Genomic DNA, 22,346 nt, shown 5'->3' with positions numbered 1-22,346 from the left:
GGCGGAATTCTGCCGGCCGGACACGAAGCTTTATCTCTGCGACAACGCCGGCGTGGCCGAGACGGTGACCATGGGCGACATGCTGCCCTACGGTTTCAGGGGCGACATCTTGAAATGAAGAGCGGATTGAAATGAAGGAAGCGCTGGATCATTTGGTCGAGAAGCTGGACGGACTGGCGCCGACCGCGGCGCTCGTGCTGGGCTCGGGCTTGGGCGGGCTGGTCGACCAGGTCAAGGATGCCAGGCGCATCTCCTATGCCGAACTGCCGGGCTTCCCGCGCAGCGGTGTTTCCGGCCATGCCGGCGAGGTGGTTGCCGGGCATTTCGCCGGCACGCCGGTGCTGATGCTGTCGGGGCGCGCGCATTATTACGAGCATGGCAATGCCGCGGCGATGCGGCCGGCGCTGGAGGTGCTTGCCGGCATCGGCATCTCGCATTTGATCCTCACCAATGCCGCCGGCTCGGTCGATCCTGAAATGGGGCCGGGTTCGGTGATGCTGATCACCGACCACATCAATTTCTCCGGCTCCAACCCGCTGATCGGCGAGCCGAGCGACCGCCGCTTCGTCGGCCTCACCGAGGCCTATGATGCCGGCTTGCGCGGCGCGATCGAAAAGGCGGCGAAGGCGACCGGAACGGCCCTGCATCAAGGCGTCTATATGTGGTTTTCCGGACCATGCTTCGAGACGCCGGCCGAGATCCGCATGGCCCGCGTCATGGGTGCCAACGCCGTCGGCATGTCGACCGCGCCGGAGGTCATCCTTGCCCGCTTCCTCGGGCTCAAGGTCGCCGCCTGCTCGGTCATCACCAACCTGGCGGCCGGCATGACCGGAGCGGAACTCTCGCACCAGGAAACCAAGGATATGGCGCCGGTCGGCGGCGCGCGGCTGGCGACGATCCTGCGGCGCGTCTTCCAGGACGGCTTGCCCGCCTGATGCTGCCGCAGGAGATCATCCGCCGCAAGCGCGACGGCCACAGGCTCTCGGCCGACGAGATCGCGGCCTTCATCGCGGGGCTGACGGCCGGCACCATCTCCGAGGGCCAGGTCGGCGCTTTCGCGATGGCCGTGTTCCTCAACGGCATGAGCCGCGAGGAAGCGGTGGCGCTGACGATCGCGATGCGCGATTCCGGCGATGTGCTCGACTGGTCCGACCTGCCGGGCCCGGTCACTGACAAGCATTCCACGGGCGGCGTCGGCGACAATGTCTCGCTGATGCTGGCGCCGATCGTCGCGGCCTGCGGCGCCTGTGTGCCGATGATCTCGGGCCGCGGGCTCGGCCACACCGGCGGCACGCTGGACAAGATGGATGCCATCCCCGGCTATGCCAGCCAGCCGGACGTGGCGCTTTTCCGCAAGACGGTGCTCGAGACCGGTTGCGCCATCATCGGCCAGACCGCCGATCTCGCGCCGGCCGACCGCAGGCTCTACGCGATCCGCGACGTCACCGGAACGGTCGAATCGGTGCCGCTGATCACCGCCTCGATCCTGTCGAAGAAGCTTGCCGCGGGCTTGGGTTCGCTGGTGCTCGACGTCAAGGTCGGCAACGGCGCCTTCATGGAGAAGTCGCGCGATGCCGTCGCCCTGGCGAACAGCCTTGTCGAGGTCGCCAATGGCGCCGGCTTGAGCGCCTCAGCGCTGGTGACCGGCATGAACGAGCCGCTGGCCTCGGCCGCCGGTAACGCGGTCGAGGTGAAGAATGCCGTCGATTTCCTCACCGGGCGATATCGCGACCGGCGGCTGGAGGAGGTGACGCTGGCGCTGGCGGCCGAGATGCTGCAGTCGGCGGGGCTCGTCTCGTCCAACCAGGACGGTATCAGGCGCGCCACTGAAGCGCTTGCCGGAGGCCGTGCGGCGGCCGTCTTCGCGCGAATGGTGTCCGTGCTTGGCGGTCCCGCCGATTTCATCGAGAACGCGGAAAAATATTTGCCGACTGCGCCCGTCGAACTGGCCGTGAGGGCGGAACAGGATGGATTCGTGACCGGCATCGCCACGCGCGATATCGGGCTTGTCGTCGTCACGCTCGGTGGCGGGCGTAGCCATCCGGACGACAAGATCGATCATGCCGTCGGTCTGACCCGGCTGTTGCCGGTCGGCGCCGAGCTGCGCCCGGGCGAGGCACTGGCGCTGGTGCATGCCCGTACCAATGCGGAGGCCGAGGCAGCGGCGGCGGCCGTGCGAGCTGCTTATGCGATCGGCGGTTCCAAACCGCCCGCCGAAAAGACCGTGCTCAGGCGGATACTGCCGCGCTAGAGCAGTTCATCGTTTCGCGGAAACGGTGAACTGCTCTATCTTGTGTGGCTGACGCAATTCCGGACGGAAAACCGTTGCGCACTTTTCCTGGAATTGTTTACGTCGGATTTACTGAACGAGCAGCAGCGAGCCGTCCTGGACCTGGTATTTCTGCAACCGCTGCAGGAAGCTCATGCCGATCAGGTTGGTCTGCAGCGCCCTGTCGTCGAGCACCATCGCCTGGACGTTATCGAGCGAGATCTTGCCGATCTGCAGGCGGTCGACCGTCACCACGGCGGCCTTTACCGCGCCGTTGGCGGTGTTCACCTGTCGATTGAAGTCGGACGGATTGAGCGAGACGCCGATCCGTCGCGCCGTCGAGGTGTTGATGGCGACCAGCGTCGCGCCGGTGTCGATCATGCCGTCGATCTGGCGGCCATTGAGCTTGAACTGCGACGTGAAGTGGCCGCGCGCATCGGCATTGACCAGCACCTGGCGGCCGAGCGGCATCGGCGCGGCTGGTTTGTTCGGGACCGAAGCGAGATTGACCAGGGGCTGAGCCTCCGGGGCTGCCGGCTGCGGGGCGACGGCCGATTTCAGCAGGCCGTCCACCAGATGCGGGTTAGCCTGATAGACGATCGGAATCGAAGCCGAAGTTCCGGCAAAGATGCCGAGGATGAGAAGCTTGCGCAGCATGGATGCCCCTAAAGCGTTTTCACCGTTTCACGAAAACGTTGAACCGCTCTATCCCTTTGGTTTGGAGCAATCCGAAAGGAAAACCGCTTCACACTTTTGCTGGAATTGCTCCCGAAGGCCTGCATCCTTATGCCGATATGGTGTGTGCGACTTTAACGCGTGTGGGAAACCGCAAGCTTGCGTAAACGGCCAGTTAAGAACGGCGCTCACTTTGTGCCGTACATGCGGTCGCCGGCGTCGCCGAGGCCCGGCATGATGTAACCCTTGTCGTTCAACTGCCGGTCTATCGAGGCGGTGAAGATCGGCACGTCCGGATGCGCCTTGGTGAAGCGCTCGATGCCTTCGGGGGCGGCAAGCAGGCAGAGGAAGCGGATGTTGGTGGCGCCGCGCCCCTTCAGCTTGTCGATCGCGGCGATCGCGGAATTCGCGGTCGCCAGCATCGGATCGACGACGATCACCAGGCGGTCGGCAAGATCGCTCGGCGCCTTGAAGAAATACTCGACCGCTTCAAGCGTCTCGTGGTCGCGGTAGAGGCCGATATGGGCGACGCGTGCGGCCGGCACCAGGTCGAGCAGGCCCTCGAGCAGGCCGTTGCCGGCGCGCAGCACCGAAGCAAAGACCAGCTTCTTGCCTTCCAGCGTCGGTGCCTCCATCTCCTCGATCGGCGTCTCGATCATGGTCGTGGTCAGCTCGAGATTGCGGGTCACCTCATAGCCGAGCAGCAGCGAAATCTCGCGCAGCAGCCGCCGGAAGCCGGCCGTCGAGGTCTCCTTCTTGCGCATGATGGTCAGCTTGTGCTGGACGAGGGGATGGTCGACGACGGTGACGCCCTGCATGATGTGCTCCGACTGGTTCGGGATAGTAGTCAGTAGTGAGTAGTGAATAGTGAGCCGATTTGCGAGTCCTCGCCTCGGGGAAAGCTCCTGCCTTCAACCGCTCTATGCGCGCTCGGCCAAATGCATAACTACTGACTACCGACTACTCCCCTACTCACTCACCGCACCTTCGCGTCCAACCGGCTTAGCAGCACCGCCTTGGTCTTCTTGTCCACGAAGGCCGCTTCGATGGCCGTTCTGGTGATCCCGGCGAGTGCCTTGTCGTTCAAGGCGAAATGCTCGGCGGCGATATCGTATTCGCGCTTCAGCGAGGTCCAGAAGTAGGGCGGGTCGTCGGAGTTGAGCGTCACCTTGCAGCCGGCTGCGCGCAGCGCCGGAAAGGGATGGTCGGCGAAGCTGTCGAATACTTTCAGCGCGATATTGGAGCCCGGGCAGCATTCCAGCACCACGCCTTCGGCGGCGATGCGGCGGACCAGGTCCGGATTCTCGATGGCGCGAACCCCATGGCCGATGCGGGAGGGGCGGATGTGGTCGAGGGCGGCCGCCACACTTTCCCAGCCCATCAGCTCGCCGGCATGGATGGTGATGCCGAGACCCGCTTCGCGCGCGATCTCGAAGGCGCGGACATAATCCTCGAAGTCGCCGATGCGCTCGTCGCCGGCGACGCCGAAACCGGTCACCAGCGGGTGGCCGCAGCGCGCCGCGAAGCGCGCCGCCTGCTCGATCGCCTCGACCCCGACATGGCGCACGCCGGTGACGATCATGCGGCCCTCGATACCAGTCTTGGCCTTGGCGCGGGTCATGCCTTCGCCCAGCGCATCCGTGTAGGCTTTTGGCGACAGGCCGGCCTTTTTGGCGTGGTCCGGCGAGGTGAAAATCTCGGAATAGATGGCGCCGTCGCGGGCGAGGCTGGTCAGATAGTAGTCGGCGAGGCGGGCATAGTCCTCCTCCGTGCGAAACAGGTCGGAAGCGAAATCGTAAGCCGCGAGAAACGAGGTGAAGTCCTGCCAGACGAAGGAGCCGTCCTGGATGTAGGGCGAAGGGTCCTTGCCGTATTTGCGGGCTTGGGCGACGACGAGCTCGGGCGCCGCCGCCCCTTCGATGTGGCAGTGCAGTTCGGCCTTCAAAATCATGCGGTCATCCCGTCCGATATGCTGCTCTCGCGCAGATTCTGGCCGGAAAATCATGCGTGGCCTTTCCCTGCCGGGTTTTGAAGGCGCGGCCGAAAACCGCGCCTTGGACAATAGCGTCGGCACCATCGATCGGCTATGGTCCCGCCGGTTTTATGGCGGATCAAAATAATGTCGGTTGAGAGAACCACGGCCGCGGGCGGCATGGAAACCTCCTATGGTTTCAGGAAGGTCGGGGAAGGCGAGAAGCAGCCCCTGGTCAATGACGTCTTCCATAAGGTGGCCAATCGATACGACCTGATGAACGATCTGATGTCGGCCGGGTTGCATCGGTTGTGGAAGGACGCGATGGTCGCCTGGCTGAATCCTCCCAAAAAGGCAGGCTGGAAGGTGCTCGATGTTGCCGGCGGCACCGGCGATATCGCCTTTCGCATCATCGAGGCCAGCCAGCGCCAGGCCCATGCCACGGTGCTCGACATCAACGGCTCGATGCTGGCCGTCGGCCGCGACCGCGCCGAGAAGCTGGGGCTTGCCGCAAACACCGACTTCGTCGAGGCCAATGCCGAGGAATTGCCGTTCGAGGACGACAGCTTCGATGCCTATACGGTTGCGTTCGGTATACGCAACGTGCCGCGCATCGAGGTCGCTCTTGACGAAGCCTATCGGGTGCTGAAGCGGGGCGGACGGTTTCTGTGCCTGGAGTTCTCCGAGGTCGACATGCCGCTGCTCGACAAGGCCTATGAGGCCTGGTCGTTCAACGCCATCCCCAAAATCGGCAAGGCGGTGACCGGCGATGGCGAGCCCTATTCCTATCTCGTCGAATCCATCCGCAAGTTCCCCAACCAGCAGAATTTCGCAGCAATGATCACCCGCGCCGGCTTCGACCGCGTCACCTTCCGCAACTATTCGGGCGGCATCGCCGCCCTTCATTCCGGCTGGAAGCTTTGAGGCGCGGCACCTTGCAGCAGGTCCCTTTGAAGCAGGCAGCGCTATGAGCAGCGTCGCTGCCGCCTTCAGGCTCGCCAGGGCCGGCTGGGTGTTGGTCCGCGAGGGCGTCGTCGCGGCGCTGCCGGGCGAAGAGCTTTCCGGAATGCCGAAATTCGGCTGGCGCGTGGCGCGGCTTTTCACCCGCCGCCGGGCGCTGAGCTATCAGCGGGGCGACAGGCTGGCGCGGGCGGTGGTGCGGCTCGGACCTTCCTACGTCAAGCTCGGCCAGTTCCTGGCGACGCGGCCCGATGTCGTCGGCAACGACATGGCGCTGGACCTCGCGCTTTTGCAGGACAAGATGCATACCTTCCCGAGAGCGGAGGCGGTCCATGCGATCGAAGCCTCTCTCGGTCGCAGGATCGACGATCTCTATTCGAGCTTCGGCGAACCAGTGGCGGCGGCCTCTATCGCGCAGGTGCACGGCGCCGAAATCGTGCGCGAGGGTAGCGCTTCGCAGGTGGCGGTGAAAGTTATCCGGCCCGGCGTGCGGCATCGCTTCTTCCAGGATCTCGAAAGCTATTTCCTTGCCGCCCGCCTGCAGGAGAAATACATCCCCGCGTCGCGTCGCCTGCGCCCGGTCGAAGTGACCGAGACGCTGGCACAGACCACCAGAATCGAGATGGATCTGAGGCTCGAGGCAGCCGCGCTTTCCGAACTCGGCGAGAACACCAAGGACGATCCGGGCTTCCGCGTGCCGGCGGTCGACTGGGAGCGGACCGGCCGCGATGTCCTCACCATGGAGTGGATCGACGGCATCAAGATGAACGATCTCGCCGGTCTTGCCGACGCCGGCCACGACCTCAAGGCGATCGCCGCCAATCTGGTCCAGTCGTTCCTCAGGCACACGTTGCGCGACGGCTTCTTCCATGCCGACATGCATCCTGGGAATCTGTTCGTCGAGGCGAACGGCACCATCGTCGCGGTCGATCTCGGCATTGCAGGCCGGCTCGGCAAGAAGGAGCGGCGCTTCCTCGCCGAGATCCTCTACGGCTTCATCGTGCGCGACTATCAGCGCGTCGCCGAGGTGCATTTCGAGGCGGGCTACGTGCCGCGCCAACACAATGTCTCGGCCTTCGCGCAGGCGATCCGCGCCATCGGCGAGCCGATCCACGGCCAGTCGGCGGAGACCATCTCGATGGCGAAGCTGCTGACGCTGCTGTTCGAAGTCACCGAGCTGTTCGATATGGCGACGCGGACCGAGCTGGTGCTTTTGCAGAAGACCATGGTGGTTGTCGAAGGCGTCGCCCGCACGCTCGATCCGGCCTTCAACATGTGGAAGACGTCCGAGCCTGTGGTCAGCGACTGGATCGCGGGCAATCTCGGCCCGCGCGGCATGCTCACCGACGCGCGCGACGCGGGCAGAGCCCTTGTGTCGCTGGCAAGGCAGGCGCCGGATCTTGTGGCCCGCACCGAGCGGCTCTCGCGCGAGATCGATTTGATGGCGGAAAACGGCCTGCGCTTCGACGAAGCGACCGCGCATGCGATAGGGAGAGCAGAAGCGCGCCACACCCGCTCCGGCCGCGTGGCGCTGTGGGTGATCGCGCTGACGCTGATCTACATAGCGTGGAAATTGCTCTGACCGCCACACGGCTTGTCGCCGATTGATTGCATTGCTATCATTGCAAGCGCTACCTCATGCGAGTGCAATCACATGGCCAGCATCACGATCCGCAATCTGGATGACGGGGTCAAGGACCTGCTCCGGCAACTCGCGGCCGAAAATGGCTGCTCGATGGAGGAGCAGGCACGAGCGATGATACGCGCCGCGGTCGAAGGCCGGGCAGGGCAGGCCGACCGCATCGGTCAGATCGAAGAAAAGCTGCGTGCGCTGACAGGCTCAAAGGAGCAGGCGGCGCCAGTTGTCACCGCATCCGCGAAATCAGTTTCGCGAGGCTCGCTCTCCGGAAAGCGCATCCTGCTCATTATCGGCGGCGGCATCGCGGCTTACAAGGCGCTCGACCTCATCCGGCGGCTGCGCGAACGGGGCGCGTCGGTGCGGGTGGTGATGACGTCGGCCGCGCAGGAATTCGTCACCACGCTGTCGGTCGGCGCGCTTTCGGCCGACCATGTCTTCACCGAGCTGTTCGACTGCAATGACGAGCACGATGTCGGCCATATCAGGCTGTCGCGCGAGGCCGACCTGCTGGTCGTTGCGCCGGCAACCGCGGACCTGATGGCGAAGCTCGCCAACGGTCATGCCAACGACCTTGCCTCGACGGTGCTTCTGGCCACCGACAAGAAGGTGCTGATGGCGCCAGCGATGAACCCGAAGATGTGGGGGCATCCGGCAACGCGGCGCAATCGGGCCACCTTGCAGAAGGACGGCGTCGCCTTTGTCGGCCCCGCCAAGGGCGAGATGGCCGAAAGCAACGAAGCGGGCGAAGGCCGCATGGCCGAACCGCTGGAGATCGTCGCTGCGATCGAGGCTATGCTCGACGAGAAGCCGAAGCCGCTTGCCGGCCGCAGGATCATCGTCACCTCCGGGCCGACGCATGAACCGATCGACCCGGTGCGCTACATCGCCAACCGCTCCTCGGGCAAGCAGGGCCATGCCATCGCGGCCGCGCTGGCTAAGCTCGGCGCCGATGTCAGGCTTGTCTCTGGCCCGGTCACCGTCGCCGATCCGGCCGGTGTCGCGACCATTCACGTCGAAACGGCCGCGCAGATGAAGCAAGCGGTCGAGAGCCTGCTGCCGGCGGATGCCGCCGTGTTTGTTGCCGCCGTCGCCGACTGGCGCACGGAAAACGCCGCCGGCGAGAAGATTAAGAAGGTTGCGGGCAAGGGACCGCCTTCGCTGCGGATGGTCGAGAACCCCGACATCCTCGCCGGCATCGGCCATCACGCGGAGCGACCAAGCCTCGTCGTCGGCTTCGCCGCCGAGACGCGGGATCTGATCGCCAATGCCGAGGCCAAGCTCAGGAAAAAGGGCGCGGACTTCATCGTCGCCAATGACGTTTCGCATGAAAGCGGCATCGGTCCATCCGGCGTGATGGGCGGCGACCGCAACAAGGTGCGCATCGTCTCCAGGGCCGGCGTCGAGGAATGGCCGGAAATGGGCAAGGACGAAGTGGCGGCGCGGCTCGCCGCGCTGATTGCCGAGCGGCTGCAGCAGACTGTCGTCGTCTGAGCCCGAGCGGCAAGCCGGCGCCTCGGCCGCGGCCGCCGTGACATCCCCGTCAACCCGCTGCCAATCTCGCGCGGTTTGTCGCTGAAAATATCCTCAGCGCCGCCAGGCAGCCGAACACGCCGAGGGGCACGAAGGCCAGAAACAGCCAGCCGGCGACGCCTGCGGCCGCTTCACGGTTCAGACCTTCCGAGAAGCCGCTGGCATTGGCGACGATGCCGGCAAGCGCTGCGCCTACCGCATAGCCGATGCGCTGCATGGTCGGCACGGCGGCCGAGGCGATGGTCTGCTCACCGTCGCGGGCCGAGGCGACGATGACGCGCGTGAGGAAGGGCCAGCAAACGCCGAAGCCGCCGCCCTGCAAAAGGGCGCAGAGCAGGATCAGCGGGATCGAGCCTGCCGGGATTGTGTAGGCGAAGCCGGCGAGGCCAGAGGCGATCATCAGGGCGCCGACGACGATGATCAGCCTCTCGCGCTCCAGCGGTGCATTGGCGATGAGGATCGACAGGATCGACCAGGCGATCGATTCTGCGGCGATGATGTAGCCGGTGGTCAGGATCGGAATGCCGTGCAACGTGGTCAGAAGCAGCGGCCCGTAAATGGTGAAGGTGCAGGTCGCCACGGAGAAAGCCGCAACCATCGTCATGCCGCTGCCAAGCGGCGAGCGCCATGAAAACAGAGGCGACGGGAAGAGCCGGGATTGCGGTCTAAGCGCATCCACGCGGAAGAAAAGCGCCAGGCCGGTCAGGCCGAGGAAGAGGAGCAGCGACGAGCGCAACAGGGCGATATCGATGCCGGCGGCGGCGATCAGCACGACGCTGAGGGCGAGACAGGCAAGCGCGGGATAGGGAAAGGGCGGTGCCTTGCCGCCGCTCGCCTGCGGCTTCCTCGCTTCAGGCGTGTCGAGCACGACGAAGCTTGCCAGCGCCATCGCCGCGCCGCCGAAGGTGAATACGCCGAAAGCCCAGCGCCACGACAGGAATTCGGTCATGAGAGCGCCGAGCATCGGGCCGCTGAAGGCGGCGACGCCCCAGATCGCGGACATGATGCCGAAGAGCTGCGGCCAGATATTGCGTGGAAACAGGCGCTCGACCGAGACGAAAGCCAGCGATACCAGCGCGCCGCCGCCAAGCCCTTCGACCAGTCGCCCGACGAGGAACAACGGCATGGAAGGCGCTGCGGCGCAGATCAGCGCGCCGGTCGCATAGAGCAGGGCCGCGACCATCATGTTGGAGCGCAGGGCGACATAACTGACCAGCCGGCCGGCCGCGGCGCCGGCGACGATCGCGCCGAGCTCGTAGATCGCCAGCGACCAGCCGACCAGCTGCACGCCCGCCAGTTCGCCGACCATGGCCGGCATCACCGTTGCCACCATTGTTTCGTTGGTGGCATGCAGCAGGATGCCGAGGCTGACGAAGCAGAAGCGCGCCAGGTCGCCGCTTGCCCACAGCGCCCGCCAATCCACCCTCTTGCTGGCCACCCTGTTGCTGGCCACCTTGTTGCCGCTCGCTGCCGTCACGCCGATCTCCTGCTTGTTTTGCGCACCTCATCCGCGTTGCGAACGAGGGGCAAGATCCAGTTCGGCAGGGCTTGTAGAACCTCAAGCGCAGTTGAGCTCAAGAGGCTTTTTCGCGGATTTCGAGGCAAGCCACCATTTGCGTCGAAGCGATCCGGCGTTCCAAAGCACTCGGCCCGGAACAGATGTTCCAGGCCGAGTGCGGCGCAATGAATTTGAAAAGCCGAGGGCTCACTTGTAGGAGTGGACGAGGTCCAGCGACGCTACCGTGACGGCCAGGTTGAGGCCGGTCTGTGCCTGGACGCTGAGCGGCTCCAGCATGAAGGCGCTGTCCAAGCCGCCGACCAGGACGTTGGCGCCGCCGCCGGTCACCACGCTCGCCTCGGCGTTGACGCCGTAATAGCTGCCAGCGAGATCGCCCGCGTCATGGCTGCGGGTGGCGGCAAGCACCGCCCAGACGAGCTGGCCCTGATGCGTCTTGCCCACGTCCACGCCGAGCTTGGAGATCATCCCGGTATAAATCTCGGCCGGGCCGTGATGGGAGGGGCGGAAGACGCAGGAGACGCCCTTGTTCGACGTGATGACATAGCCGACACCGCCGTCGATGGTGCAATCGAGCGTGCCGAGCCGGAGCGTGCCGGCGCTGACCGGAGAAGCGAGGACCGTGGCGGCAAGCGCGGCAGCGGCACAGGCAAGTGTCTTGATCATTGGAAAGTCCCTTTCGCGAAAATCTTGGCCCCGGCTTAAACGATCGAGGTGCACGGAGCGTTCCGCCGAAACTTTGACGCGAACATGGCAAGGGTTAACGCATTGCCCTGGGCGGTTAACGGATCGCTATCGGCGTCTCCGCAGCGCATCATCGCGGCCGCCGACGGCGACTGGGAACGACGCCTAGGCGCCGTGCAATACACCCTTCCGGCGTCGGCTTGATCAGCTGGCGTTGCCGCCGGTGCGCGACAGACCGTCCTTGGCCGGCTGGTAGTTGGGGTCGAGGTGGACAGCCTCGCGGTAGGACTTCGCGGCCCTTCCCTTGTCGCCGCGCTTTTCGTAGATCAGCGCCTGGTTGGCCCAGGCCTCGGCGTTCTTGCCGTCGAGCTTGATGGCCATGTTGAAGTCGGAGAAGGCGTTGTCCTCGTCGCCTGTCGCCAGATAGGAGAGGCCGCGGCCGTTGTAGGGCTCGGCGGCGTCCGGCGCCAGCGAGATCGCGGTCGAGAAATCCTCGATGGCGAATTTGTGCTGGCCCTGGCTCTGATAGATCAGGCCGCGATTGTGGTAGGCGCGGGCATCGGTAGTGTCGAGTTGGATCGCCTTCTGGAAGTCGTTGAAGGCATCCTGGGTGCGGCCCGCCTTGCGGTAGAGATTGCCGCGGCCGATATAGGCTGCGTCGTAGTTGGCGTTGATCTGGATCGAGCGGTTGTAGTCGGCCAAAGCGGCTTCCTGATTGCCGAGGAAGCGCTGGATCAGCGCGCGATTCGAATAGGCCTGGTAGAAGTTCGGATTGAGCTGGATCGCCTGGTTGAAGTCCTTGAGCGCCGCCTGGTACTGGCCGCCGCGGCCATAGGCCGAGCCGCGCACGTTATAGCCCTCGGGATCCTGAGGATTGCGCTGGATGACCGCCGAAAGCGAGGAGATGTTCTCGTTCGACGCCTGCGCCTTGTCGATCGAGTTGAACTCGCCCGTCGGGGTCGTCTGGCATGCTGCAAGCGTCAGACCCGAAAGCAGGGCCGCCGTCAGGGCGAAGCCGCGAAAAGCGGTTTTGCGCTCCACGGTAATTGCGTTCATCTTTGTCCTCACTGCCGCAGCGCCGTCAGTCCGTTCCCTCTCCGAACCGGCTCCAATACATAAACAAAAAGGTGGCGGCGATTCCGCATCGCGCCACCTTCGGTATCCTTCGAAAAGGACGAAAAATAGGCGTTATGAGCGCGGCGAGCGCGATGCGCCGGCGGCACCAGCCGGAGCCGGGCGCGGGGTCATCGGCAGCAGGCCTTCGCGCTGGGCGCGCTTGCGGGCCAGCTTGCGGGCGCGGCGCACGGCCTCGGCCTTCTCGCGGGCACGCTTCTCGGACGGCTTCTCGTAGTGACCGCGCATCTTCATTTCGCGGAAAATACCTTCGCGCTGCATCTTCTTCTTCAGCGCGCGAAGCGCCTGATCAACGTTGTTATCGCGGACGAGTACCTGCACGGGCAATCCTGTCTTCGGGTTTGAAATCATTAGGCAAACAGCCATAGCTGACATGCCTCCGCGGCGAATTGCACCGCGAATTGTGGCGGCTGATAGCAGAATCAGGCTGGGATGTCCACCTCCGATTGCGCGAAACGGCGATCAAAAACCCGAGCGCTGCGCGCGCATGTTTGCTCGCGCTACGCGGTCGCCAGATGGTGGCGCGCAAAGTCCTCGAAAAACTCACCATAATCGCAGGTGATTTCCTCGCCTGCAGCGATGTCGCGAATGGCTGTGGCGCCGCCATACTGCGAGAAATCCGTGTTCGGCCGCTCCGAATGGTTCATGAAGCGGCCATTGTCCACCTCATAAACCATGAAGCCGGGCTTGTCCTGGCTCGGATAGGCATAGCGGTCGAGCAACTCGCGCAGATGCGGCGGCGCCGCCTCATATTTATCCATCGGGATCAGCCGGTCGAAATCCGGATCGAGGCGCCAGATCGAAGCGCCCTTACGGATCGGCTCGGCGGCGAAGACCCCGACCCCTTCGATGGCGCTCTGGGCAACATAGGTTCTGATCAGCAGCATCGTTCCGGTCCGATTTCGACGGAAACGAAAATCGTCAAAATGAACGGGAATGCAAGGCCGCATCGCAACATTTTGGCGGATGGGCATGTCTGTCGTCTGCCAAAATAGATCATGTCCGGTTGATCGAGACACCGCCATCGGCAAACAGCGCGGTTCCGGTGGTGAAGCTCGACGCATCCGAGGCAAGGTAAAGCGCGGAGCGGGCGATCTCTTCCGGCTGCGCCATGCGCTTCAAAGCATGAATGCCTTCGACGAAAGCGCGCGCCTCGGGCGTGGTCGTGGTTGCGCCGGGCGTGTCGGTGCCGCCGGGCAGCAGTGCGTTGACGCGCAGCCCTTGCGGACCGTATTCGGCAGCGAGCACCTGCGTCAGGCCGATCAGTCCGGCCTTGGCAGCGGCGTAGGCCGCCATGCCCGGCATGCCGGCGGTGTAGCCGACGAAGCTCGAGGTGAAGATCAGGGAGCCGCCGCCGCGCTCCAGCATGGCCGGTATCTGGTGCCTTGCGGCTAGGTAGGCGCTGGTCAGATTGGTGTCCATCGTCTCATGCCAGGTGGCTGGCGCCATATCGGTCACTGGTCCCATCACGCCGACGGCGCCGGCATTGTTGAAGGCGATGTCGAGGCCGCCAAACCTTGCGACGGCGAATTCGACGAGCGCCTTCGTATAGGCCTCGTCCCTTACATCGCCGGCAAGCGCGGCTGCCGTGCCGCCGGCCGCTTCGATCTCGCCGACGAGCACATCGAGCTCGGCCTGACGTCGGGCCGCGACGACCAGGGATGCGCCTTGCTCGGCAAACAGTTTGGCGGTGGCGCGGCCGATGCCGGAGCTCGCGCCGGTGACGATGGCGACCTTGTTTGTAAGGGTGAACATGTCTTTGCATCCTTCCTCTGTACCGGGCTTGCCGGCGGTTGGATGCTTGGTCGCAGATGAGGATTACGGCGGCCACCCGAAACCGGCAAAGGCGCCATTGCCCTACTGCCGCAACAGCCAAGCCAGCCGATCCAGCGAGAAGGCGTAGCTGAAGGCAATCAGCAGAGCCATGACGATGCCAATGGCCGCGTGACCGGTCAGATAGAATCCCGCGGCGCCGCCGCACAGGATGACGAGTTCCAGCGCCAGCCTGAGGGCGCCGGGCACAGGCACCGGAGCTCGACCCGACCGGCTCGGATCATCGAGCACGGCGAAAGTGCCCCACAGCACCGCTGCGACGAGCGGCAAGAATCCAACGGCTGAAATCGACGGCAAAGCTCCAGCCGACCATGCCGAGCCCAAGCAGCGCTGCAAGTTCCAGCAGGAAGCGCAGGGTCAGATTCCACCAGGCATTACCCATTGTCGTCCTCCAGCATCACGCGGCAGGAGTGTCGCCGAACGGAATCTCGGAAGCCAGAGCAGACGCTTCGTTTTGACCGTGGCGCAAAACGGCAAGCGCCGTCGCAAACAGCGCAAGGATGACATCGCGGTTTCGCTAGTGATACACCTCGCGTGACGGGAGAGGCCCGAACGACATCCGCGATTTTTGGCGCGAGGCTTAACGTGAAGAAATACTCGGTATTCGCCATTGCCCGCGAGGCGATGCGCGGCCACAGAGGCTGGGAAGAGCAGTGGACGTCGCCCGAGCCGAGGAAGGAATACGACGTCATCATCGTCGGCGCCGGCGGACACGGCCTGGCGACGGCCTATTATCTGGCGAGCGAGCACGGCATCACCAACATCGCGGTGCTGGAAAAGGGCTGGCTCGGCGGCGGCAACACCGGCCGCAACACCACCATCATCCGCTCCAACTACCTCTATGACGAAAGCGCCGGCATCTACGACCATGCGCTGAAGCTGTGGGACGGGCTCAGTCAGGAACTCAACTACAACGTCATGTATTCGCCGCGCGGCGTCATGATGCTGGCGCACAACGTGCACGACGTCCAGGTGTTCAAGCGCCATATCCATGCCAACCGCCTCAACGGCATCGACAATGAATGGCTGACGCCGGAAGAGGCGAAGGAATTCTGTCCGCCGCTCAACATCTCCAGGGACGCGCGCTATCCGGTGATGGGCGCCGCGCTGCAGCGCCGCGGCGGCACGGCGCGTCATGACGCGGTCGCCTGGGGCTATGCGCGCGGCGCTTCGGCGCGCGGCGTGCACATCATCCAGAATTGCGAGGTCACCGGCATCAAGCGCGCGGCCAATGGCGCTGTGAGCGGGGTAGAGACGACGCGCGGCTTCATCGGCGCCAAGAAGATCGGCGTGGTCGCCGCCGGCCATTCCTCCGTCATCATGAACATGGCGGGCGTGCGCATGCCGCTCGAAAGCTATCCGCTGCAGGCGCTGGTGTCGGAGCCGGTCAAGCCGGTGGTGCCCTGTGTGGTGATGTCGAACACGGTGCACGCCTATATCTCGCAGTCGGACAAAGGCGAGCTGGTGATCGGCGCAGGCACCGACCAGTATGTCTCCTATTCGCAAACCGGCGGCCTGCACATCTTGCAGCACACGCTCGACGCCATCTGCGAGATGTTCCCGATCTTCACCCGCATGAAGATGCTGCGCTCCTGGGGCGGCATCGTCGACGTGACCCCCGACCGCTCGCCCATCCTGGCGAAGACACCGGTCCAGGGCCTCTACGTCAATTGCGGCTGGGGCACCGGCGGCTTCAAGGCGACGCCCGGCTCGGGCAATGTCTTCGCGCATACGATCGCGAGGGACGAGCCGCACGCGATCAACGCGCCCTTCACGCTCGAGCGCTTCCGCACGGGGCGTCTCATCGACGAGGCCGCCGCGGCGGCTGTGGCGCACTGACGATGGGCCAAATGACCCTTAAGCCGCTTTGCGATCAACCGGCCGGCGCCTGCGTCGGCCATGGCGAGTTGTAGGATCCACCGAAAATGCTTCTCATCCGCTGCCCCTATTGCGAGGAAGAGCGCCCGGAACTCGAGTTCCGCAATGCCGGCGAGGCGCATATTGCGCGCCCGACCAACATCGCCGCCGAGAGCGACGACGATTTCGAGAAATTCTTCTTCATCCGTGCCAACCCTAAAGGCGTCATCTATGAGCGCTGGCGGCACATGCATGGCTGCGCGCGGTTCTTCAACGCGGTGCGCGACACGGTCACCGACAGGTTCATCATGACCTACAAGGCCGGCGAGCCGAAGCCCGCGAAGCTGCCGGGAGCCTCAAAATGAACGCCGCGTTCCGCATTTCCGGCGCCGGTCGCCTCAGCCAGGCGAAGACTGCCTCCTTCAGCTTCGACGACAAGCCGTATATCGGCATCGAGGGCGACACGCTGGCCTCGGCGCTGCTCGCCAACGGCGTGCACCTGGTCGGCCGCTCGTTCAAATATCACCGTCCGCGCGGCTTCCTGTCGGCCGGCGCAGAAGAACCCAACGCGCTGGTGCAGATCGTGCGCGACGATGCGCGCAAGACGCCGAATGTGCGGGCGACAGTGCAGGAGCTCTATGACGGGCTGACGGCCAACTCGCAGAACCGCTGGCCGTCGCTTGCCTTCGACGTCGGCGCCGTCAACGACATCGCATCACCGATGTTTTCGGCCGGCTTTTACTACAAGACCTTCATGTGGCCGAAATGGGCCTGGAAGGATCTCTACGAGCCGAAGATCCGCGCTGCCGCGGGCCTCGGCGTTTCGCCGGACAAGCCGGATCCCGACCATTATGCCGCGCGCTATGCGCATTGCGAGGTGCTGGTGCTGGGCGGCGGCGCCGCCGGCATCGCGGCCGCGCTCGCCGCGGCCGAAACGGGCGTGCGGGTGATCGTCGCCGACGAGCAAGCCGAATTCGGCGGCAGCCTGCGCTTCGAGAGCGGCGCCAGGATCGACGGCCAGGACGGCTATGCGTGGGCGCAAGCGGCGATCGCGAAGCTCAAGGCGATGGACAATGTGCGCGTGCTGTCGCGCACGACCGCCTTCGGCTATTACGCGCAGAACTTCGTCGGACTGGTCGAGCGGGTCAGCGACCATCTCAAGAGCCCGGGCCGAGAGCTTGCGCGCGAGCGCCTGTGGCAGGTTCGCGCCAAACGCGTCGTGATCGCCACCGGCGCCATCGAGCGCCACATGGTCTTCGCCAACAACGACCGTCCGGGTGTGATGCTCGCTTCGGCGGCGCGCACCTACCTCAACCATTACGGCGTCGCGGTCGGCAGGAATATCGGCGTCTATACGGCCAACGATTCCGCCTACGCCGCCGCGATCGACCTCAAGAAGGCCGGCATCAACATCGCGGCGATCGTCGACCTGCGCGACAACCCGGCCGGACCGGTGATCGACGAGGCGAGAGCGCTCGGCATCGAGATCAATTTTGGCCGCGCGGTGGTCAGCGCCGGCGGCAAATTGCGTGTGTCGTCAATGAGCGTGCAGCCGAAGAATGGTGGCGGCGAGCGGACCATCCCGGTTGACGCGATCCTCATGTCGGCCGGCTGGACGCCATCGGTGCATCTGTTCTCGCAATCGCGCGGCAAGGTCGCCTTCAACGACGAGACCAAGCGCTTCGTGCCGGGCACCTACGCGCAGGACTGCGTCTCGGTCGGCGCCTGCAACGGTACCGACGGGCTGGCCGCCTCAGTTGATGAGGCTTACGCGGCGGGCGCCAAGGCGGCGAAGGAGGCCGGTGGCAAGGTTGGCAAGGGCGCCAAGCCCAAGGTCGACGCCGGCGAGAGCTGGTCGCGCGGTATGTTGGGGGCCGCGCCCGGTGCCGGCCCGGGCACGACGGTCAAGGCCTTTGTCGATTTCCAGAACGACGTCACCGCCAAGGATATCCGCCAGGCGGTGCATGAAGGCATGCACTCGATCGAGCATGTCAAGCGCTTCACCACCAACGGCATGGCGACCGACCAGGGCAAGACGTCGAACATGCATGGCCTGGCGATCGCCGCCGAGACGCTCGGCAAGCCGATCCCGCAGGTCGGCCTCACCACCTTCCGGGCACCTTACACGCCGGTGACGTTCGGCTCGATCGTCGGCCACGCGCGCGGCGCGCTGTTCGACCCGACCCGCCGCACGGCCACGCATGGCTGGGCCGCGTCGCATGGTGCCGTGTTCGAGGATGTCGGCCATTGGAAGCGCACCTGGTATTTCCCCAAGGCAGGCGAGGACATGCATGCCGCCATCAACCGCGAATGCGTGACGGTGCGCAAGGCCGCCGGCCTGTTCGACGCCTCAACGCTCGGCAAGATCGAGGTGGTCGGGCCGGACGCGGCGAAGTTCATGGAGCTACTCTACACCAATCCCTGGGAGAAGCTGGAAACCGGCCGCTGCCGTTACGGCATCATGCTGCGCGAGGACGGCTTCATCTACGATGACGGCGTCGTCGGCAGGCTGGCGCCGGACCGCTTCCACGTGACGACCACCACCGGCGGCGCGCCGCGCGTCATGAACCACATGGAGGATTACCTCCAGACCGAATTCCCGCATCTCAATGTGTGGCTGACCTCGATCACCGAACAATGGGCGGTGATCGCGGTGCAGGGGCCCAAGTCGCGCGACATCATCGCGCCGCTGGTCGAAGGCATCGACATGTCGGACGAGGCGATGCCGCATATGTCGGTGCGCGAGGGCAAGATCTGCGGCGTGCCGACAAGGCTGTTCCGCATGTCCTTCACCGGCGAGCGAGGCTTCGAGGTCAACGTGCCGGCCGATTACGGCGAGGCCGTGTGGGAAGCGCTGTGGGCCGAAGGCCAGAAGCATGGCGCGACCGCTTACGGCACCGAGACGATGCACGTGCTGCGCGCCGAAAAGGGCTACATCATCGTCGGCCAGGATACCGACGGCACGGTGACGCCGAACGATGCAGGGCTCGACTGGGCGGTCGGCAAGAAGAAGACCGATTTCGTCGGCATCCGCGGCCTGACCCGGCCGGACCTTGTAGCCAAGGGCCGCAAGCAACTGGTCGGCCTGAAGACCAAGGACCCGAAGGTCGTGCTGGAAGAGGGCGCGCAGATCGTCGCCGACCCGAAGCAGGCGATCCCGATGAAGATGATCGGCCACGTCACCTCCAGCTATTGGTCGGAGAATTGCGGTCGCTCGATCGCGCTGGCGCTCGTCGCCGGCGGCCGCGACCGCATGGGCCAGACGCTCTATGTGCCGATGCCGAACGGCACGATCGAGGTGGAAGTCACCGGCATGGTGTTCGTCGACGAGAAGGGAGAACGCCTCAATGGCTAAGGCCGCCGCCAAGACAAAAGCCGCTGCTGCTTCCGCCTCCGTCGAGCGTCGGCCCGCGCTTGCCGGCCGCACGCTGTCGGCGCCCGGCGTCAAGGTCGAGATGCTGCCGCCGGCTGAACGCATCTCGCTGCGCGCCCCCCAGGCGTCGCTTGCCGCGCTTTCCAAGGCGCTCGGCCTCACGCTGCCGACAAAGCCCAAGACTTCGGCGACCAAGGACGGGCGCACGGCGCTGTGGCTCGGGCCCGACGAATGGATGATCATCGACGAGGCGGGCAAGGATCCGCTCGCCGACTGCGCCAAGGTGACAATGCTGCATTCGGCGGTCGGCATCTCGCACCGCAATGTCGGGATTTCGGTTGTCGGGCCGGCGGCCGCAGCGGCGGTCAATTCGGGTTGCCCGCAGGACCTGTCGCTCGAGGCCTTCCCGGTCGGTGCTGCCTCGCGCACCATCCTCGGCAAATCCGAGATCGTGCTGCTGCGCAGCGCGGCCGATGCGTTCCGGGTGGAATGCTGGCGTTCCTTCTCGGACTATGTCTTTACTCTGCTGTCGGAAGCGGCGGGCGACGCGGCGAACTGAGCTTCGCGGCGTCGTTTCCAAGGAACCATCGCCAGTCCATGCCGTTTCTGCGGCTTGCGAGGGAGATTGCCGATGCCGCCCAAAACCGCGCCGAAGTCATCCAAGAAGACAGCTGCAGTTCGCTCGTTGGAGCAGGAGCGGCGCCATGAGGTCGAGGAAGAGGAACTCGAGGAAGGCCTCGAGGACACATTTCCGGCCAGCGACCCGGTATCGATCACCAGCACTTCCATCCCCGGCGGACCGGCAAAGCCGAGTAAGGCCAAGGCCGCGGCAGGAGCGAAACCGCGCAAGAAATAGTCTCGAGCAGGTCCTCAGGGGCGCGGGCAGAAACGAAAAAGGGCGGCCAAATGCCGCCCGTTTTCGTTCGAAGTCTTGCCAATCGTGCTCAGAGGCCGGGCACAAACCAGGGGCTGACATCGATGCCGAGCCGCGGGCTCTTCGTCGTCTTGTTGGCGTCGGCCTTTTCCACCGAACCGGTCGGGGTGCAGTCGAGCTTCACGCTCGCGTTGGTCTGAGCGCAAGCCGCGGGGGCATGCTTGGCCGGCTGGCTTGCGCCAGCGAAAGCGATACCCGAGAAAGCCAGCACGGTGGCGAGAGCAAGGATGGTGTTCTTCATTTTCCGTCTCCAGTCAATCTTTTCCGTACGCGTACGGTGCGATGTACAAATACGGTTAACGAAGTCGGAATTCAAGGAGGAATCTGTACGTGTACGACAAATTTTTTTGAACACAGGAATTCGCCGCCGCAAATCAGCGAAGCGATGCGAGCCGACGATCAAAGAGATCAGCAGTTGACGGGCGTTGCGGTCAGCGGCGGAATATCCTGCGCCTGCAATCCCGCCAGCGTGAAATCGCACATGCGCTTCACATAGGCCTGGGCGTCGCCGAACGGATAGAAGGGAAAGGTGATCAAGAGCGAGATCGTACCGTGGCCGACGGTCCACAGCATGGTGGCGATAGCGCGCGGGTCGCCCTTGAGCCTGCCGGCGGCAACGCAGGCCTCGACGCGTTTGATCAGCACCTTCATGGCCGGATTGCCTTCTTCCATGTCCGCGTAGCTGCGTCCTTCAGGCAGCTTGGTCTTCTCGGTCATGAAGACGGTGCGATATTCGTTGGGGTTGCCGAGCCCGAAAGCCGCGTATTCGGTCATCACCGCCTTGAGCGCCTCGATCGGATCGTCCGCGGGATGCTCCTCGATGCGCCGCGCGAGCGTTTCGAAGGCGTCTTCGGCGAGCGCGAACAGAATGTCCTGCTTGTCGGCGAAATAGGAATAGACCGACATCGGCGCGTAGCCGACCCGCTTGGCGAGCTTGCGGATGGTCAGGCCCTCATAGCCTTCTTGCTGGACCAGCTTGTGGGCCGCCGCGACCAGTTCGGAGCGAAGCTCCGCCTTCTGTTTTTCGCGGCGTTTCTGAACGCTCAGCGCCAATATACGCCTGCCTTTGTGATTGGTTGCCTGACGAAATTATATACGCTGTACGGAAACGGACAAGAGCGCCTCCGGTTCCCTTGCGTGCGCTCTCCGTTTTGACGCAATCCGGATGGAAACAGCTAAGGCCCTTTCCTGGAATCGCTCAGATCGCGCCAATGCCGCCGTCGAGCGCCAGAGCGTGGCCGGTCATGAAGGAATTGGCCGGGTCGGCGAGGAACAGGATGCCGGTGGTGATCTCGTCGACCTCGCCGACACGCTTCATCGGCACGCCGCGCGTGAGCTCGGCCAGCGCTTCAGCTTCGGGCGCTCCGGTGAAACGTACGAAGCCGTCGACCATCGCGGTTTGGGTGTGGGCCGGGCAGACCGCGTTGATGCGTATGCCCTTGCTGGCGTATTCCACGGCAGCCGAGCGCGTCAGCCCGACGACGCCGTGCTTGGCGGCGGCATAGACCGAAAGCTTCGGCGCGCCTGAGAGGCCGGCGACGGAGGCGATGTTGACGATGACGCCGCCCTTGCCGCTTTCCCTGAATTGCCGTTCCAACTGAGGAATCTGCTGTTTCATGGCATAGAAGACGCCGAGCAGGTCGACCTCCACCACGCGGCGCGCTTCCTCCGAGGTGACCTGCGGCAGGCGTACGAAGGAGTGGACGATGCCGGCATTGTTGACGGCAATGTCGAGCCGGCCTTTTGCACGGCCAGCTTCACCAGATCCTCCGAGAGCTTTTCGTCGGCGATGTTGCCGGCAAGGTGAGCCGTCTCGGCGTCGAGCGTTGCGGCGAAATCGCCAAGCGCAGACTCGTCGAGGTCGGACAGAACGAGCCGTGCCCCTTCCGCGGCGAAGGCCTTTGCCGCGCCGCTGCCGAGACCGCCGGTCGCGCCGGTGATCAGCACCGTCATCCTATCGAAACGGCCCA

23 protein-coding genes and 2 pseudogenes are annotated in these 22,346 nt (G+C 64.6%); 11 read left to right on the top strand and 14 right to left on the bottom strand.

The genetic code is table 11. From position 1 onward, the window contains the following. The 3 genes and pseudogenes from FJ423_RS34790 to deoA form a co-directional block, all read left to right on the top strand. Nucleotides 1–118, top strand: a pseudogene (locus FJ423_RS34790) (cytidine deaminase); the annotation flags it as partial. A gap of 13 nt (nucleotides 119–131) precedes the next feature. Next, nucleotides 132–935: a purine-nucleoside phosphorylase gene (locus tag FJ423_RS13135; protein WP_140842266.1), complete on the top strand. Its 804-nt coding sequence runs from the start codon at nucleotides 132–134 to the stop codon at nucleotides 933–935. After that, complete coding sequence (gene deoA / locus FJ423_RS13130; protein ID WP_140842264.1) at nucleotides 935–2,251, top strand: thymidine phosphorylase; 1,317 nt, start codon at nucleotides 935–937, stop codon at nucleotides 2,249–2,251. The genes FJ423_RS13135 and deoA overlap by 1 nt, the downstream gene beginning before the upstream one ends. 108 nt (nucleotides 2,252–2,359) lie before the next feature. Here the strand turns inward: deoA and FJ423_RS13125 are convergent, their stop codons facing one another. The 3 genes from FJ423_RS13125 to FJ423_RS13115 all read right to left on the bottom strand — a co-directional run bounded on the left by FJ423_RS13125 (nucleotide 2,360) and on the right by FJ423_RS13115 (nucleotide 4,895). Continuing rightward, a complete protein-coding gene (locus FJ423_RS13125) occupies nucleotides 2,360–2,926 on the bottom strand; it encodes a TIGR02281 family clan AA aspartic protease (RefSeq protein WP_140842262.1) in 567 nt (188 codons plus the stop codon). A 206-nt stretch (nucleotides 2,927–3,132) separates the two neighbouring features. Next, nucleotides 3,133–3,762, bottom strand: a complete 630-nt coding sequence (gene upp / locus FJ423_RS13120; protein ID WP_027165262.1) for a uracil phosphoribosyltransferase — start codon at nucleotides 3,760–3,762, stop codon at nucleotides 3,133–3,135. A 158-nt stretch (nucleotides 3,763–3,920) separates the two neighbouring features. Further along, nucleotides 3,921–4,895, bottom strand: coding sequence for an adenosine deaminase (locus tag FJ423_RS13115; protein WP_095766265.1), 975 nt, complete (start codon nucleotides 4,893–4,895; stop codon nucleotides 3,921–3,923). A 168-nt stretch (nucleotides 4,896–5,063) separates the two neighbouring features. On the opposite strand from FJ423_RS13115, the gene ubiE reads away from it, so the two are divergent. From ubiE to coaBC, 3 genes are all read left to right on the top strand, one after another. After that, the gene (gene ubiE, locus FJ423_RS13110) at nucleotides 5,064–5,840 is read left to right on the top strand and encodes a bifunctional demethylmenaquinone methyltransferase/2-methoxy-6-polyprenyl-1,4-benzoquinol methylase UbiE (RefSeq protein WP_140842260.1); all 777 of its coding nucleotides are present in this window, start codon (nucleotides 5,064–5,066) and stop codon (nucleotides 5,838–5,840) included. Nucleotides 5,841–5,883: 43 nt separating this feature from the next. Next, nucleotides 5,884–7,458, top strand: a complete 1,575-nt coding sequence (ubiB, locus tag FJ423_RS13105) for a 2-polyprenylphenol 6-hydroxylase (protein WP_140842258.1) — start codon at nucleotides 5,884–5,886, stop codon at nucleotides 7,456–7,458. Nucleotides 7,459–7,530: 72 nt separating this feature from the next. Continuing rightward, nucleotides 7,531–9,006 carry a bifunctional phosphopantothenoylcysteine decarboxylase/phosphopantothenate--cysteine ligase CoaBC gene (gene coaBC, locus FJ423_RS13100; RefSeq protein WP_210239557.1) on the top strand — a complete coding sequence of 492 codons (1,476 nt, stop codon included), beginning with the start codon at nucleotides 7,531–7,533 and terminating at the stop codon, nucleotides 9,004–9,006. Nucleotides 9,007–9,055: 49 nt separating this feature from the next. Here the strand turns inward: coaBC and FJ423_RS13095 are convergent, their stop codons facing one another. The 8 genes from FJ423_RS13095 to FJ423_RS34140 form a co-directional block, all read right to left on the bottom strand. After that, a complete protein-coding gene (locus FJ423_RS13095; protein WP_246680158.1) occupies nucleotides 9,056–10,522 on the bottom strand; it encodes an MFS transporter in 1,467 nt (488 codons plus the stop codon). Nucleotides 10,523–10,750: 228 nt separating this feature from the next. Then, nucleotides 10,751–11,227, bottom strand: a complete 477-nt coding sequence (locus FJ423_RS13090) for a DUF992 domain-containing protein (protein ID WP_140541919.1) — start codon at nucleotides 11,225–11,227, stop codon at nucleotides 10,751–10,753. A gap of 222 nt (nucleotides 11,228–11,449) precedes the next feature. Continuing rightward, nucleotides 11,450–12,301 (bottom strand): tetratricopeptide repeat protein, encoded by an 852-nt coding sequence (locus FJ423_RS13085; RefSeq protein WP_140842256.1) that lies wholly within the window; start codon nucleotides 12,299–12,301, stop codon nucleotides 11,450–11,452. A gap of 132 nt (nucleotides 12,302–12,433) precedes the next feature. Beyond that, the gene (rpsU, locus tag FJ423_RS13080; RefSeq protein ID WP_027165252.1) at nucleotides 12,434–12,700 is read right to left on the bottom strand and encodes a 30S ribosomal protein S21; all 267 of its coding nucleotides are present in this window, start codon (nucleotides 12,698–12,700) and stop codon (nucleotides 12,434–12,436) included. A gap of 179 nt (nucleotides 12,701–12,879) precedes the next feature. After that, complete coding sequence (locus tag FJ423_RS13075) at nucleotides 12,880–13,266, bottom strand: SET domain-containing protein-lysine N-methyltransferase (protein ID WP_140842254.1); 387 nt, start codon at nucleotides 13,264–13,266, stop codon at nucleotides 12,880–12,882. A gap of 109 nt (nucleotides 13,267–13,375) precedes the next feature. Then, nucleotides 13,376–14,134 (bottom strand): SDR family oxidoreductase, encoded by a 759-nt coding sequence (locus tag FJ423_RS13070; protein WP_140842252.1) that lies wholly within the window; start codon nucleotides 14,132–14,134, stop codon nucleotides 13,376–13,378. 102 nt (nucleotides 14,135–14,236) lie between these two features. Further along, nucleotides 14,237–14,482, bottom strand: a complete 246-nt coding sequence (locus tag FJ423_RS13065) for a DUF2568 domain-containing protein (RefSeq protein ID WP_246680157.1) — start codon at nucleotides 14,480–14,482, stop codon at nucleotides 14,237–14,239. Then, nucleotides 14,433–14,594, bottom strand: coding sequence for a hypothetical protein (locus FJ423_RS34140; RefSeq protein ID WP_246680156.1), 162 nt, complete (start codon nucleotides 14,592–14,594; stop codon nucleotides 14,433–14,435). The genes FJ423_RS13065 and FJ423_RS34140 overlap by 50 nt, the downstream gene beginning before the upstream one ends. 203 nt (nucleotides 14,595–14,797) lie before the next feature. Here FJ423_RS34140 and FJ423_RS13060 point away from each other — a divergent pair, with 203 nt between their 5' ends. The 5 genes from FJ423_RS13060 (at nucleotide 14,798) to FJ423_RS13040 (ending at nucleotide 20,298) form a co-directional block, all read left to right on the top strand. Further along, nucleotides 14,798–16,051: a sarcosine oxidase subunit beta gene (locus tag FJ423_RS13060; protein ID WP_140842250.1), complete on the top strand. Its 1,254-nt coding sequence runs from the start codon at nucleotides 14,798–14,800 to the stop codon at nucleotides 16,049–16,051. An 86-nt stretch (nucleotides 16,052–16,137) separates the two neighbouring features. Further along, the gene (locus FJ423_RS13055; RefSeq protein WP_140842248.1) at nucleotides 16,138–16,434 is read left to right on the top strand and encodes a sarcosine oxidase subunit delta; all 297 of its coding nucleotides are present in this window, start codon (nucleotides 16,138–16,140) and stop codon (nucleotides 16,432–16,434) included. Continuing rightward, nucleotides 16,431–19,424, top strand: a complete 2,994-nt coding sequence (locus FJ423_RS13050) for a sarcosine oxidase subunit alpha (RefSeq protein WP_140842246.1) — start codon at nucleotides 16,431–16,433, stop codon at nucleotides 19,422–19,424. The genes FJ423_RS13055 and FJ423_RS13050 overlap by 4 nt, the downstream gene beginning before the upstream one ends. Beyond that, nucleotides 19,417–20,001 (top strand): sarcosine oxidase subunit gamma, encoded by a 585-nt coding sequence (locus tag FJ423_RS13045; protein WP_140842244.1) that lies wholly within the window; start codon nucleotides 19,417–19,419, stop codon nucleotides 19,999–20,001. The genes FJ423_RS13050 and FJ423_RS13045 overlap by 8 nt, the downstream gene beginning before the upstream one ends. A gap of 72 nt (nucleotides 20,002–20,073) precedes the next feature. Continuing rightward, nucleotides 20,074–20,298 (top strand): hypothetical protein, encoded by a 225-nt coding sequence (locus tag FJ423_RS13040; protein WP_140842242.1) that lies wholly within the window; start codon nucleotides 20,074–20,076, stop codon nucleotides 20,296–20,298. 88 nt (nucleotides 20,299–20,386) lie between these two features. Here FJ423_RS13040 and FJ423_RS13035 read toward each other — a convergent pair whose 3' ends face one another. The 3 genes and pseudogenes from FJ423_RS13035 to FJ423_RS13025 form a co-directional block, all read right to left on the bottom strand. Continuing rightward, entirely contained in the window at nucleotides 20,387–20,617 is a 231-nt protein-coding gene (locus tag FJ423_RS13035) for a DUF680 domain-containing protein (protein ID WP_140842240.1), read from the bottom strand. A 167-nt stretch (nucleotides 20,618–20,784) separates the two neighbouring features. Next, nucleotides 20,785–21,429 carry a TetR/AcrR family transcriptional regulator gene (locus FJ423_RS13030; RefSeq protein WP_140842238.1) on the bottom strand — a complete coding sequence of 215 codons (645 nt, stop codon included), beginning with the start codon at nucleotides 21,427–21,429 and terminating at the stop codon, nucleotides 20,785–20,787. A gap of 145 nt (nucleotides 21,430–21,574) precedes the next feature. Further along, a pseudogene (locus FJ423_RS13025) lies at nucleotides 21,575–22,329 on the bottom strand (SDR family oxidoreductase). Nucleotides 22,330–22,346: the final 17 nt, after the last annotated feature.

The sequence above is a fragment of the Mesorhizobium sp. B2-8-9 genome, assembly GCF_006439475.1.
In the GTDB taxonomy this organism is placed as follows: domain Bacteria; phylum Pseudomonadota; class Alphaproteobacteria; order Rhizobiales; family Rhizobiaceae; genus Mesorhizobium.
Note: the sequence above shows the minus strand (reverse complement) of the source record. Positions and strands in the feature narration are given on the sequence as shown.

What these genes read in the sequence shown, in the direction of transcription:
- upp (WP_027165262.1), bottom strand. Translation starts at nt 3,762, where the DNA reads ATGCAGGGCGTCACCGTCGTCGACCATCCCCTCGTCCAGCACAAGCTG.
- FJ423_RS13045 (WP_140842244.1), top strand. Translation starts at nt 19,417, where the DNA reads ATGGCTAAGGCCGCCGCCAAGACAAAAGCCGCTGCTGCTTCCGCCTCC.
- deoA (WP_140842264.1), top strand. Translation starts at nt 935, where the DNA reads ATGCTGCCGCAGGAGATCATCCGCCGCAAGCGCGACGGCCACAGGCTC.
- coaBC (WP_210239557.1), top strand. Translation starts at nt 7,531, where the DNA reads ATGGCCAGCATCACGATCCGCAATCTGGATGACGGGGTCAAGGACCTG.
- FJ423_RS13115 (WP_095766265.1), bottom strand. Translation starts at nt 4,895, where the DNA reads ATGATTTTGAAGGCCGAACTGCACTGCCACATCGAAGGGGCGGCGGCG.
- FJ423_RS13035 (WP_140842240.1), bottom strand. Translation starts at nt 20,617, where the DNA reads ATGAAGAACACCATCCTTGCTCTCGCCACCGTGCTGGCTTTCTCGGGT.
- FJ423_RS34140 (WP_246680156.1), bottom strand. Translation starts at nt 14,594, where the DNA reads ATGGGTAATGCCTGGTGGAATCTGACCCTGCGCTTCCTGCTGGAACTT.
- FJ423_RS13135 (WP_140842266.1), top strand. Translation starts at nt 132, where the DNA reads ATGAAGGAAGCGCTGGATCATTTGGTCGAGAAGCTGGACGGACTGGCG.
- FJ423_RS13070 (WP_140842252.1), bottom strand. Translation starts at nt 14,134, where the DNA reads ATGTTCACCCTTACAAACAAGGTCGCCATCGTCACCGGCGCGAGCTCC.
- FJ423_RS13125 (WP_140842262.1), bottom strand. Translation starts at nt 2,926, where the DNA reads ATGCTGCGCAAGCTTCTCATCCTCGGCATCTTTGCCGGAACTTCGGCT.
- ubiE (WP_140842260.1), top strand. Translation starts at nt 5,064, where the DNA reads ATGTCGGTTGAGAGAACCACGGCCGCGGGCGGCATGGAAACCTCCTAT.
- FJ423_RS13050 (WP_140842246.1), top strand. Translation starts at nt 16,431, where the DNA reads ATGAACGCCGCGTTCCGCATTTCCGGCGCCGGTCGCCTCAGCCAGGCG.
- ubiB (WP_140842258.1), top strand. Translation starts at nt 5,884, where the DNA reads ATGAGCAGCGTCGCTGCCGCCTTCAGGCTCGCCAGGGCCGGCTGGGTG.
- FJ423_RS13085 (WP_140842256.1), bottom strand. Translation starts at nt 12,301, where the DNA reads ATGAACGCAATTACCGTGGAGCGCAAAACCGCTTTTCGCGGCTTCGCC.
- FJ423_RS13040 (WP_140842242.1), top strand. Translation starts at nt 20,074, where the DNA reads ATGCCGCCCAAAACCGCGCCGAAGTCATCCAAGAAGACAGCTGCAGTT.
- FJ423_RS13075 (WP_140842254.1), bottom strand. Translation starts at nt 13,266, where the DNA reads ATGCTGCTGATCAGAACCTATGTTGCCCAGAGCGCCATCGAAGGGGTC.
- FJ423_RS13055 (WP_140842248.1), top strand. Translation starts at nt 16,138, where the DNA reads ATGCTTCTCATCCGCTGCCCCTATTGCGAGGAAGAGCGCCCGGAACTC.
- FJ423_RS13090 (WP_140541919.1), bottom strand. Translation starts at nt 11,227, where the DNA reads ATGATCAAGACACTTGCCTGTGCCGCTGCCGCGCTTGCCGCCACGGTC.